Below are 11,597 nucleotides of genomic sequence, written 5' to 3' on the forward strand. Positions count from 1 at the left end.
GCGCGCGCCGCGAGCCGCCGCGTCGCGCGGACGGCGGACGTCAGGCGATGCCCAGCGGCAGGTCCTCGGGCTGCGCGCCCGTCAGCCACGCCCGCAGCGCGCGGTGGCACAGCTCGATCTGCGCGACGGGCACCCGCTCGTCGTCCTTGTGCGCCAGCAGCGGGTCGCCGGGGCCGAAGTTGACCGCGGGCACGCCCAGGGCGCTGAACCGGGCGACGTCCGTCCAGCCGTACTTCGGCGCGGGGCGACCGCCCGTGACCGCGAGCACGGCGGCGGCGAACTCCTGCGCGGCGGGTGCGTCCAGACCGGGGCGGGCACCGGGCGCGGAGTCGGTGACCACCACGTCGTACCCGTCGAACACGTCGCGCACGTGCGCCACGGCCTCGGCGACGTCCCGCGACGGCGCGAACCGGTAGTTGACCGTGACGACGCACGAGTCGGGGATGACGTTGGTCGCGACCCCACCCGAGACGAGCACGGCGTTGAGCCCCTCGCGGTACGCCAGGCCCTCGACCTCGACCGTGGCCGGCTCGTAGGCCTCGAGCCGACGCAGCACCTCACCGGCGGCGTGCACCGCGTTGACGCCCACCCACGCGCGCGCCGAGTGCGCCGCGACGCCCGTGAGCCGCACCTCGGCGCGGAGCGTGCCGTTGCAGCCGCCCTCGAGCCCACCGTCGCTCGGCTCGCCGAGCACCGCGAAGTCGGCCTCGAGCCAGTCCGGGTGGTGCGCCGCGACGCGGCCCAGCCCGCTGAGGTCGGCGGCGACCTCCTCGTGGTCGTAGAAGACCCACGTCACGTCGTGCACGGGCTCGGTGAGCGCGGCCGCGAGGTGCAGCGCGACCGCGACACCGCCCTTCATGTCGACGGTGCCGCGCCCCCACAGCACGTCGTCCTCGAGCCGGGTCGGCAGGTTGCCGGCGACCGGCACGGTGTCGAGGTGCCCCGCGACGACGACGCGCCGTGCGCGCCCCAGGTGCGTCCGCGCGACGACCGCGTCACCGTCGCGGAGGACCTCGAGGTGCGGGTGCTCGCGCAGCGCCGCCTCGACCGCGTCCGCCAGCCGCGTCTCGTCGCCGCTGACGGACGGGACGTCGCACAGCTGACGCGTCAGCGTCACCACGTCGGCGGACAGGTCGATCAGGTCGTCGGCAGCCACGACCCGACCCTACGCGCGGCGACGGCTTACCGGTCGGCGGCGTCCGCGACGTAGGCTTGCACGCCATGACCGACCGCACGGCCTGGGGCCTCGGCCTGGCCACCGTCACCGACGCGGGGACCACCCTCGACGTCTGGTACCCCGCGCCCGTCCTCGGGGCCCCGCCCACCACGCTCGACGTCGACGACGACGACTCCGTCCGGCTGCACGCGCCCGTCGACCTCGCCGCGTGCGAGCGCGCGGACCCCGCGCGCGGCGTCCGCGTGACGCTCGTCGCGACCGTCGTGGACCTCGACACCCCGCCCGCCGGCACCGCCGACGCCTACCTGCGCCTGCACCTGCTGTCGCACCGGCTCGTCCGGCCCCACGGGCAGAACCTCGACGGCCTCTTCGCGGTCCTCCCGAACGTCGTGTGGACCGACCGCGGACCGTGCGCCGTCGAGGACTTCGAGGCCACCCGCCTGCGGCTGCGCGCGGCCACGGGGACCCCGGTGACGGTGTACGGGGTCGACAAGTTCCCGCGCATGGTCGACTACGTGCTGCCGTCGGGCGTGCGGGTCGCCGACGCCGACCGCGTGCGCCTCGGCGCCCACCTGGCACCGGGCACGACCGTGATGCACGAGGGCTTCGTCAACTTCAACGCGGGCACGCTCGGGACGTCGATGGTCGAGGGCCGCATCTCGGCCGGGGTCGTCGTGGGCGACGGCTCCGACGTGGGCGGGGGCGCCTCGATCATGGGCACGCTGTCCGGCGGTGGCCGCGAGGTCGTGGCTGTCGGGCAGCGCTCGCTGCTGGGTGCGAACTCGGGGCTGGGCATCCCCCTGGGCGACGACTGCGTGGTCGAGGCGGGCCTGTACGTCACCGCGGGCACCAAGGTGCGGCTCGTCGGCTTCGACGTCGAGGGGGCGGTGGACGACGACGGGGCACGCGTCGTCAAGGCCCGCGTGCTCGCCGGTGCGGACGGTGTGCTGTTCCGGCGCAACTCGCGCACGGGAGAGGTCGAGGCGGTCGCACGCTCGGGCGCCGGTGTGCAGCTGAACTCCGCGCTGCACACCAACTGACGCCGTGGCTCGAGGGCGACGACGCGCCGGGTGCCTGCCGGCCCTGGTGACCGCGGGCCTCGCCGTCGTGCTGCTCGCCGTCGCAGTCGGCGCGGTCGTCGCCGTGCTGCGCAGCGCGCGGCCGGACACGCCCGCGGCCGAGCGCTGCGTCGCCCACCTGGACGGCACGGACTGGAGCCTGAGCCCCGACCAGGCGCAGAACGCCGCGCTGGCGGCTGCGGTCGCCACCCGCCGCGGCATGCCGGCCCGGGCGGTGACGATCGGCATCGCGACAGCGCTGCAGGAGTCGCGGCTCGTCAACATCGACTACGGCGACCGCGACTCGGTGGGCCTGTACCAGCAGCGCCCCTCGCAGGGCTGGGGCACGGTCGAGCAGATCATGGACCCGGTCTACTCCACCAACAAGTTCTTCGACGGGCTCGAGAAGGTCCCGGGCTACCAGGACATGGCCGTCACCGAGGCCGCGCAGGCCGTCCAGCGCAGCGGGTTCCCCGACGCGTACGCCCAGCACGAGGTGCGGGCGCGCGCATGGGCGTCGGCGCTCACCGGGCACTCACCGGCGGCGCTGAGCTGCACCCTGCGGCCGGTCGAGCAGCCGGGCGGGACCGGGCCCGTCCTCGCGCGCGTCACGCGTGACCTGGGCGACCTGCCGGTGACGGTGACCCTCCCCGACGACGCGGGGACGCCCGCCACGGTCGACGTCGTCGCGACGCCGCTGCCCATCGACGATCCCGCCCGCGCCGGGTGGTCCGTCGCGCAGTGGTCCGTCGCGGTCGCGTGGGAGCTGGGCGTGGACGCCGTGACCGTCGGCGACACGACGTGGTCGCGCACCGAGCCCACGTGGCAGGTCACCGGCCAGGCGCCACTGCCCCCCGGGCAGGTCCGCCTGACGGTCTCCGGCTGAGCGTCAGCGGCGCTCGGCCGAGACGTACGGCCGCTCCGTCGCGCCGGTGTACACCTGACGCGGACGGCCGATCTTCGTCTGCGGGTCGTTCATCATCTCGCGCCACTGCGCGATCCACCCGGGCATGCGGCCGAGGGCGAACAGCGGCGTGAACATCCGGTCCGAGAACCCCATCGCCTTGTAGATCAGGCCCGTGTAGAAGTCGACGTTCGGGTACAGCTTGCGGGAGACGAAGTAGTCGTCCGACAGCGCGATCTCCTCGAGGCCCATCGCGATGTCGAGCAGCTCGTCGGACCCGCCGAGCGCCGCGAGCACCTCGTGCGTGCTCTGCTTGACGATCGCGGCGCGCGGGTCGTAGTTCTTGTAGACCCGGTGGCCGAAGCCCATGAGGCGGACGCCGTCCTCCTTGTTCTTCACGCGGCGCATGAAGTCGGTGGCGTCCCCGCCGTTGGCCTTGATCTGGTCCAGCATCTTCAGCACGGCCTCGTTGGCGCCGCCGTGCAGCGGCCCGGACAGCGCGTTGATGCCCGCCGCGACCGACGCGTAGATGTTCGCGTGGCTCGAGCCGACGACCCGCACGGTCGACGTCGAGCAGTTCTGCTCGTGGTCCGCGTGCAGGATGAGCAGCTTGTCGAGCGCGTTGACGACGACCGGGTCCGGGTCCCACTGCTGGTAGGGCACCGCGAAGGTCATCCGCAGGAAGTCCTCGACGTAGCCGCGCGAGTAGTCCGGGTACAGCAGCGGCTCGCCCTTGGAGGCGCGGTGGACGTACGAGGTGATCGTGCGCGTCTTCGCGAGGATCAACACGGTCGCGAGCTCGACCGTCTCGTCGTCGAACGGGTCGAGGGACTCGGGGTAGAACGTCGACAGCGCGTTGAGCGCCGACGCCATGACCGCCATCGGGTGCGCGTTGCGCGGGAACGTCCCCATGAACGTGCGGAAGTCCTCGTGCACCAGCGTGTGGCGGTTGACCCGCTCCTCGAACGCCGCCAGCGCCTGGGGCGACGGCAGCTCGCCGTTGATGAGCAGGTAGGCGACCTCGAGGAACGTCGAGTGCTCCGCCAGCTGCTCGATCGGGTAGCCGCGGTACCGCAGGATCCCCGCGTCGCCGTCGATGTAGGTGATCTGCGACTCGCACGACGCGGTGTTCATGAACCCCGGGTCGACCGTCACCATGCCGGTGTCCCGCAGGAGGGACGACACGACGATGCCGTCGTTCCCGTCGGTGGCGGGCACCACGGGCAGGTCGCGCGCCTGCCCGTCGACCACGAGCTGGACGGGGGCCTGCACCGGTGCGGTGACGACGTCCGACATGGGTGTTCCTTCCTGCGCCGACGAGCGGGTCCAGCCGGCCCGGGCGGGTTGCCGTGCGGGCCGATGGGGTGGCCGACGCGCGGTGATGACCCTCGTCGGCCCACGTGACGGTACCTGCGACGACGGCGTCTTGACCAACGTACGACAGGCCCTTGGTGTAGATGTGAGGTTCCTCACAGGGGTAACCGCCAATGTACGTCGTCGGCCGCCGACGGGCCACGCCGTCCACGGACCGGCCCGCTCAGGCCCCGGACAACCGCGCCGCCGCCTCCGCGACCTGCTCGTCCGTCGCGGTCAGCGCGACCCGGACGTGCCCGGCCGCGGTCGCGCCGTAGAACGACCCGGGGGCCACGAGCAGACCGAGACCGGCCAGGTCGCGCAGGGTCGTCCACGCGTCCTGGGGCGGGCCGTCGGGGCGCGCCCAGAGGTACAGACCGGCGTGGGAGCGGTCGACCACGTACCCCGCCGACTCGAGACCCGCGCGCAGCGCGACCCGCCGGCGCCGGTAGCGCTCACGCTGCTCGGCCACGTGCGCGTCGTCCCGCAGCGCGACCGTCATCGCCGCCTGCACCGGCGCGGGCACGATCATGCCGGCGTGCTTGCGCGTCTCCAGCAGGCCGGCGACCAGCCCCGCGTCACCGGCGACGAACGCGGCGCGATATCCCGCCAGGTTCGACTGCTTGGACAGGGAGTACACGGCGAGCAGGTCCGTGCGGTCGCCTCCCGTCACGCGGGGGTCCAGCACGCTCGGGACGCCGTCCGACGCCCAGGGCTCGTCCCACGCCAGCTCCGCGTAGCACTCGTCCGACGCGACGACCACCCGGCTCCCCGTCCGCGCCGACGCCGCGCGCGCGGCCGCGACGACGTCCCGCAGCTGGTCGACGCCCAGCACCGACCCGTCGGGGTTGCCGGGCGAGTTCAGCCACACCAGGCGCACGTCGTCACGCTGCGCGAGCAGCTGCGCAGGGGAGTCGGTCGGGACCGGGGTCGCCCCTGCCAGCCGTGCGCCCACGTCGTAGGTCGGGTAGGCGATCGCCGGGTGCAGCACCGCGTCGCCCGCGCCGAGACCCAGGAGCGACGGCAGGAAGGCGACGAGCTCCTTGGAGCCCAGCGTCGGCAGCACGGCGTCCGGGTCGAGGTCCGGCACGCCCCGACGCCGCGCGAACCACGCCGCCACCGCCTCGCGCAGCGCGGCCGTCCCGTGGGTCGTCGGGTACCCCGGTGCGTCCGACGCGGCGGCGAGCGCGTCACGCACGACCTGCGGGGTCGGGTCGACGGGTGTGCCCACCGACAGGTCGACCAGACCGCCAGGGTGCTCGCGTGCGAGCCGGGCGACGGGTCCGAGCGAGTCCCAGGGGAAGTCCGGCAGGCTCCCGGTCAGCAGGCCCACGTGTCCCCCGCACCGACGAGCACCGCGGTCACTCGCCGTGCACGCGCAGCGGCAGCGTGGCGATGATCGGGTGGTCGTGCGCGATCTCGCCCATCTTCGCGGCACCACCGGGCGAGCCGACCTCGTCGAAGAAGTGCACGTTCGCCTCGTAGTACTGGGACCACTGCTCGGGGACGTCGTCCTCGTAGTAGATGGCCTCCACGGGGCACACGGGCTCGCAGGCGCCGCAGTCGACGCACTCGTCCGGGTGGATGTACAAGGAGCGCTTGCCCTCGTAGATGCAGTCGACCGGACACTCCTCGATGCACGCCTTGTCCTTGACGTCCACGCAGGGCTCGGCGATCACATACGTCACGGGTGTCCTCCACGGGTGCAGCGGTCGCCCTAGTATCCCCCACGTGCACCCAGCCCCGCCTCGCAGTCCACTCACCGACACGGGAGCGTCGCGGTGAGCCCGGACACATGGCGGACCTGGCCGACGGGTACGCGGGTCGTGGTGCGCCGCCGGCGCGACGACCTGCCGCCCGGTGCGGTGACGGGCGCCCTGCACGGCGGGGAGCCCCCGTTCACCGACGTGCTCGGTGAGGTCGTGGCGGTGGACGACGACGGGCTGACCGTGCGGACCCGGCGCGGCGACGTGCGCGTGCCGGCGCAGGACGTCGTGCGCGCCAAGGTCGTGCCGCCGCCCCCGGCGAGGCGTCACCGCCGGGGCGACGGCACGGCCTGACGTCAAGGCGTCGGCGTCGCCCCCGGGACCGGCGCGGCGCCGCAGATGACCTTGTTCTGCGGCTTGTACCGCCAGGTGTGCGACTCGCTGTCGACCTCCTGGCCGTTCAGGAGCACCCGCCGCGTGTTCGTCACCGTGAAGCCGGGGTTGCCCGCGCTCTGCGGCTCGCACGTCGGTGACTGCGAGTAGACCGTCGTCGGGCTGACCACGCCGGAGCGCCCGCTCTTCGTGGTCTCGACCGTGAAGTGCTTGGTGCTCCAGATCCGCACGTGTGCCCGACCGTCCGCGACGAAGCCCTGCACGAGAGCGCCGTAGGGCGTGTTGTTCTTCCACTTCAGGTCGAGGACACCCGTGAAGATCGTGGCCTCGCGACCCTCGGGGTAGCGCTGGAACCACTCGCTGTGCGGCGTGTGCTCGACGTCCTCGAAGCCGGCGAAGTACGCGGCGTTGTACGTCGTGGTGGACACCTGCGACAGGCCGCCGCCCCACGCGTCCTTGTGCTCGCCGTTGACGATGGCACCCGCCTGCACGTACCCGTGGGCCGCGTCGACCGGGCCCAGCGCCTCCGTGAGGCTGAACGTCTCACCGGGGCGCACGAGCGTGCCGGTGATGTTCTTCAGGCCGTTCGCGATGTTCCCCGTACGGCGAGGCTCGCTGGTCAGGGGCGTCGAGAACTCCGAGACGACCTCCTTGACGCCGAGCGCCTCGAGCGCCTCCTGCGTCTGCGCGGGGTCGGACTGGACGAGGTCGACGGGTGCGACGCGCCCGGTGCCCGTCGTGGCCGCCTGCACGACGGACGTCGCGAGAGCCGTCGGGTCGAGCGTCGTCCCGGGCGTACCCGGGATGATGACCGGTGCGCCGTCCTGGAACTCGAACCGCGCGTCGGCCGCGGTCGTCAGCAGGTCGGGCAGCTGCGCCAGGACCGCCTCGGACAGTGCCGCGCCGTCGAGCTGCAGCTCCAGGATCCCGTCCTGCGGGACGACCGCCGCGTGCGCGGTGAGCGTCGCGACGTCCAGCACGGCCTGCCGGTCGGCGATCTGCACCGTCACGGGCGCGGCCGTCAGCGGCTGGGCCAGCTGCGCCAGGGCGCGGTCCGTCTCCGCCTGCGACACCGCCGGCGCCACGACGCTCGTCGGGAGCACGACGGGACGCGCGGCCGTGAGCCAGCCCTCCTCGAGCTCGGTCGCCGCTCCCCCGGCGTCCAGCTCCCAGCCGTCGACGGCCTCGGTCGCGTGAGCGGCGCCGTCGGCGAACACGACCGTCCCGTCGACGGGCGCCAGCATCAGGGAGCCGGACAGCTGCGTGAGCTCCGCGTCGAGCGCGTCCTCGTCGACCACGGTCACCGGCGGCTGCTCACCGACGCCCACCAGGTGGTGCCACAGCCGGACGGGCTGCGTGAGGTCGACGCCCGTCAGTCGCGCCACCGTGGCACCCGCGTCGAGCTCCAGGCCCGCGGCGACCGGGTCCAGCTCGGCCTGCACCTCCTGCGCGACCACCGGCACGGGGGACGTCACCCGGTCCGCGAGCTCGTCGGTGAGGTGCTGCTCGGCCTCGGCCGAGGACATCGATCCGATCTCGACCCCGGCCACGGTCGCGCCGCGAGGCACCCGGTCGGCCAGCGCGTACGACGACCCGACGTACAGCGCAGCGACGAGCGCCAGGGCACCGCCCGCGACAGCGAGCGGCCGGGACCAGCGGCGGTCCGCACGCTCGGGCTCGAACCCGTCCAGCAGAGGCGGCTCGGGTGCGTCCGGCGGTGCTGCGGCGGACGGCGCCGGCACCACCGCGGTCTCATCGACGCGTGAGACGACCGCGGTCTCGTCGACGCGTGAGACGACAGCGGTCTCGTCGACGCGTGAGACGACAGCGGTCTCCTCGACGCGTGACGCGGCCGGCGGCCGCGGCTCGGTCGGGGCCGAGGCAGCGGCGACGGCCGAAGCGTCGCGGTCCTCGGCGGCCGGCGTCTCGGTGCCGGCGGCGGGCGTCGCGCGGTCCCCAGCGGGACCAGCAGGCTCCTCGCCGGACGCGGCGGGCCCTGCCTCGGACGCCGCAGCACCGGGAGTCCGGCCGGACCGGTCGTCCTGCCCGTCGTCGCGGCGCGGCAGCGGGCTCTGGGGCAGCGCGTGCGCCGGGACACCGACGGAGGCCGCGTTCAGCGCGGTGAACGCGAGGGTGGACAGGCCACCGAGGCTGAGCGGCGGCAGAGCGGCCGGCGCGGCCTCGTCGCTGCCGGGTGCGTGGTCGACCGACGCGGCTGCGTCCACGCCGTCGGACGCAGGGCCGGTGGCCGGGCCGGCGGATGCCGCGCCGGGCGAGGCACCGTCGTCGGTCGTGCCGACGGCGTCGGGCTGTGTCGGAGCCGTCACGGCGACGTCGTCCCACGAGGGCCACGCGGCGAGCGGCTCGTCCGTCACCGGCGCGAGCGGGCGGGACGCCGCGGGGGGCGTGGCGGGCTCGGCTGCCGTGGCGGGCGTGGCGGGCTCGGCGGGCGCGGCTGCCGCAGCGGGCTCGGATGCCGCGGCGGGCTCGGCTGCCGCGGCGGGCGTGGCGGGCTCGGCTGCTGCGGCGGGCTCGGATGCCGCCGGGGCGGCGGTCGGCTCGTGCACCGCGTCGGCGGGCTCGGGCTCGACCGGGTCAGGGTCCTCGGCCTCGTCGGTGGGCACCGGCTCGACCGCGGCGGGCTCCTCCGCATCGGGCGCAGGCGCCTCGGACACGGAGGGCGAGGACGCAGGCTCCTCGGACACGGAGGGCGAGGACACGGCCACCTCGGGCGCACGGCCGTCCGGCGCACCCTGCTCCTCTACCGGTTCGTCCGGCAGGGTCGCCGTGCCCGAGCCGTCGCTCGCCGTGCTCGAGCCGTCGGTCGCCGTGCTCGAGCCGTCAATCGCCGGGGGGACGGCGTGCGAGAGGTCGTCGCGGGCGTCGTGCTGCTGGGGCACGCCGTCGGGGACGACCCCGGCCGCCGTCTCGTCGGGCACGTCGGCGGCGTCGCGGTCGGCGGCGCCACCGGTCGGCGTGTCGCGGTCGGTCCCGTGCGTCATCGATCCCCCGTGATGGTCCTGCGAGCGCATGACGCGCGCGCGTCGTGCGCCCCGCATTCTACGGTGACGGCCTGTCGGTGACGGTCAGTTCGCGGACCGCGACCCGATCCTCACCCGCTCGAGCCGCGCCGGGCTGCCGGCGCAGGACGCAGCCCGCTACCGCACGCCCCGCACGCGTCCGCGCAGGTGCACGAGGGCACCGCCGTCGGCAGCGCCCTCGGACGCCACCAGCACCCGCCCGACCACCACGTCGTGGTCCCCCGCCGCGTGCACGGCCTCGGTGCGGCAGTCGAACCACGCTGCGGCGCCGTCGAGCCACGGGGCACCCGACACGGGCCCGGCGTGGTGCCCGACGCGGTCGAGCTGGCCCACCGCGGGTCGTCCGGGCGACGCGAGCCACTCCGCGACCCCGCCCTGGGCGTCGGAGAGCACCGACACGGCCCACGTGTCGACGTCGTCGAGCACGTCCCTCAGGCGCGCGTCGACGTGCACGCAGAAGAGGAGCAGCGGCGGCTCGAGCGAGACGGAGACGGCCGAGCTGACCGTCGCCGCGTGGGCGACACCTCGGCGCACGGCCGTCACCACGACGACGCCGCCCGCGAGCCGGGTGGCCACCGCCCGGAACGCGTCGGGCGTCACCTCCTCGGGGCTCACGGCGTCGGAGGACTCTCGTCCTCGACCCACCGCCGGGGCACGAACGCGACCACCGACACCGCCGCGAGCGCGCCGAGCACCCAGGCCCAGCCCCACGCGTCGTCCGCCGGGACGAGCACGTCGCCCCCCGGCCCACCGCTGGCGAGGACCTGGACGGCCACGAACGTCCCGCCCACGCTCGCGACGTAGCCGAACCACCCAGCCCACGCCCGTGCCGTCAGCACGATCACGAGGACCAGCGCGAGGCACACCAGCAGGCCCCAGGGCCGGACCGCGCGGTGCATCACGGTGCCGAGCGTGCCGGCGACGAGCCCCAGACCGAGAGCGGCGAGGGCGCGCCAGAGGGTCGCTGCGGAGGGTGGCTGCACGGCGCTCACGCTACCGGTCGAACACCGGCGGGCCACGTGACGCCCCCGTCCTCGGCGCTCGGGGTGCCCGCGGCGCGCCGGTAGCCCTCGACGGGCAGGAGCGGCGCGAGCACCGCGTTGCTGAGCGCGTAGCACCCGAGCAGCGCGTCCTCGCCGTCGACGGGCGCCACGGCCTGGACCTGCGTCGCGTGCGCCCGCAGGGCGGCCAGCACCCGGTCACGGACGGGCGCGACGTCGACCAGCAGGTCCACCTCGTCGTCGGGCACCGCCACGCTCGGGGGCTCGGCGGTCGGGTCCGGCAGGGCCAGCCCCCGGGCCGCCCGCCCCAGCGCCGCACGCACCGCACTCACCGCGAGCGCGCGCTGCGCCCGACGCAGCGCCTGGACCCCGGCGACCGACCACAGCACGACCGGCACGGCGTACGCGGGCGCGTGCGCGTCGTCCTGGCGCGCGGCGAGCTCGAGCGCCAGCATCGTGACCTCGTGCGTGCGCACGTGGTCGGGGTGCCCGTAGCCGCCGCCCGGCTCGTAGGTGACCACCACGTGCGGGCGGCGCAGCCGCAGCAGCCCTGCCAACGCGTCGGCGGCCTCCTCGAGGGGCGCGAAGGCGAAGGCGTCCGGCGGCGCGTCGGCGGCGGCTCCGGCGTGGCCCGGTGCGAGCCACGCCATGCCGGAGTCCTCGTACCGCACGTCCGCCGTGACGGCCTCGTCGAGGAAGCCGCTGTCGTGCACCCCGAGGGCGCGCAGCGCGCTGCCGAGCTCGTCCTCGCGGTGCTCCGCCAGCGCAGGGCCGTCGCCCTCGAGGTGGGCCCACCGGCGGCCGATGACCTCACCGCGCTCACCGCGGGTCGCGGTCACGACCGTGACGGGCCGCCCGGACGCCGCCCACGTCGCGAGGAGCGCGCCGGTCGCGAGCGTCTCGTCGTCCGGGTGCGCGTGGACCGCCAGCAGACCCTCGGTCATCCCTCGTCCTCCGGTGGGTG

Annotated in this window: 11 protein-coding genes; 3 read left to right on the forward strand and 8 right to left on the reverse strand. The window is 75.0% G+C overall.

Features of this window, described 5'->3' with window-relative positions; genetic code table 11:
* Positions 1 to 40 precede the first annotated feature (40 nt).
* Positions 41 to 1,156: a succinyl-diaminopimelate desuccinylase gene (gene dapE / locus IR158_RS14135; protein ID WP_291814062.1), complete on the reverse strand. Its 1,116-nt coding sequence runs from the start codon at positions 1,154 to 1,156 to the stop codon at positions 41 to 43.
* A gap of 65 nt (positions 1,157 to 1,221) precedes the next feature.
* Here dapE and dapD point away from each other — a divergent pair, with 65 nt between their 5' ends.
* Together dapD and IR158_RS14145 are read left to right on the forward strand one after the other, a co-directional pair.
* The gene (gene dapD / locus IR158_RS14140; RefSeq protein WP_291814063.1) at positions 1,222 to 2,217 is read left to right on the forward strand and encodes a 2,3,4,5-tetrahydropyridine-2,6-dicarboxylate N-succinyltransferase; all 996 of its coding nucleotides are present in this window, start codon (positions 1,222 to 1,224) and stop codon (positions 2,215 to 2,217) included.
* A gap of 43 nt (positions 2,218 to 2,260) precedes the next feature.
* Positions 2,261 to 3,121 (forward strand): hypothetical protein, encoded by an 861-nt coding sequence (locus tag IR158_RS14145; RefSeq protein ID WP_291814539.1) that lies wholly within the window; start codon positions 2,261 to 2,263, stop codon positions 3,119 to 3,121.
* 3 nt (positions 3,122 to 3,124) lie between these two features.
* On the opposite strand, the gene IR158_RS14150 is transcribed toward IR158_RS14145, so the two are convergent.
* The 3 genes from IR158_RS14150 to fdxA all read right to left on the reverse strand — a co-directional run bounded on the left by IR158_RS14150 (position 3,125) and on the right by fdxA (position 6,180).
* On the reverse strand, positions 3,125 to 4,435 hold the full coding sequence (locus tag IR158_RS14150) for a citrate synthase (RefSeq protein WP_291814064.1): 1,311 nt from the start codon (positions 4,433 to 4,435) through the stop codon (positions 3,125 to 3,127).
* Positions 4,436 to 4,676: 241 nt separating this feature from the next.
* A complete protein-coding gene (gene dapC, locus IR158_RS14155; RefSeq protein WP_291814065.1) occupies positions 4,677 to 5,825 on the reverse strand; it encodes a succinyldiaminopimelate transaminase in 1,149 nt (382 codons plus the stop codon).
* Positions 5,826 to 5,853: 28 nt separating this feature from the next.
* Positions 5,854 to 6,180 (reverse strand): ferredoxin, encoded by a 327-nt coding sequence (fdxA, locus tag IR158_RS14160; protein ID WP_291814066.1) that lies wholly within the window; start codon positions 6,178 to 6,180, stop codon positions 5,854 to 5,856.
* Between the two features lie 93 nt (positions 6,181 to 6,273).
* Here fdxA and IR158_RS14165 point away from each other — a divergent pair, with 93 nt between their 5' ends.
* Positions 6,274 to 6,552, forward strand: a complete 279-nt coding sequence (locus IR158_RS14165; RefSeq protein ID WP_291814067.1) for a hypothetical protein — start codon at positions 6,274 to 6,276, stop codon at positions 6,550 to 6,552.
* Positions 6,553 to 6,554: 2 nt separating this feature from the next.
* On the opposite strand, the gene IR158_RS14170 is transcribed toward IR158_RS14165, so the two are convergent.
* The 4 genes from IR158_RS14170 to IR158_RS14185 all read right to left on the reverse strand — a co-directional run bounded on the left by IR158_RS14170 (position 6,555) and on the right by IR158_RS14185 (position 11,577).
* Complete coding sequence (locus IR158_RS14170) at positions 6,555 to 9,593, reverse strand: VanW family protein (protein ID WP_291814068.1); 3,039 nt, start codon at positions 9,591 to 9,593, stop codon at positions 6,555 to 6,557.
* A 156-nt stretch (positions 9,594 to 9,749) separates the two neighbouring features.
* Entirely contained in the window at positions 9,750 to 10,247 is a 498-nt protein-coding gene (locus IR158_RS14175) for a flavin reductase family protein (RefSeq protein ID WP_291814069.1), read from the reverse strand.
* A complete protein-coding gene (locus IR158_RS14180) occupies positions 10,244 to 10,615 on the reverse strand; it encodes a hypothetical protein (protein WP_291814070.1) in 372 nt (123 codons plus the stop codon). The genes IR158_RS14175 and IR158_RS14180 overlap by 4 nt, the downstream gene beginning before the upstream one ends.
* A 5-nt stretch (positions 10,616 to 10,620) precedes the next feature.
* Complete coding sequence (locus tag IR158_RS14185; RefSeq protein WP_291814071.1) at positions 10,621 to 11,577, reverse strand: PIG-L family deacetylase; 957 nt, start codon at positions 11,575 to 11,577, stop codon at positions 10,621 to 10,623.
* Between the last annotated feature and the right edge of the window lie 20 nt (positions 11,578 to 11,597).

The organism is Cellulomonas sp. (genome assembly GCF_015234515.1).
GTDB lineage: Bacteria > Actinomycetota > Actinomycetes > Actinomycetales > Cellulomonadaceae > Cellulomonas.

Bases quoted from the DNA above. Each gene is read 5' to 3' on its own strand.
- dapD (WP_291814063.1), top strand. From the start codon at position 1,222: ATGACCGACCGCACGGCCTGGGGCCTCGGCCTGGCCACCGTCACCGAC.
- IR158_RS14150 (WP_291814064.1), bottom strand. From the start codon at position 4,435: ATGTCGGACGTCGTCACCGCACCGGTGCAGGCCCCCGTCCAGCTCGTG.
- IR158_RS14170 (WP_291814068.1), bottom strand. From the start codon at position 9,593: ATGACGCACGGGACCGACCGCGACACGCCGACCGGTGGCGCCGCCGAC.
- IR158_RS14185 (WP_291814071.1), bottom strand. From the start codon at position 11,577: ATGACCGAGGGTCTGCTGGCGGTCCACGCGCACCCGGACGACGAGACG.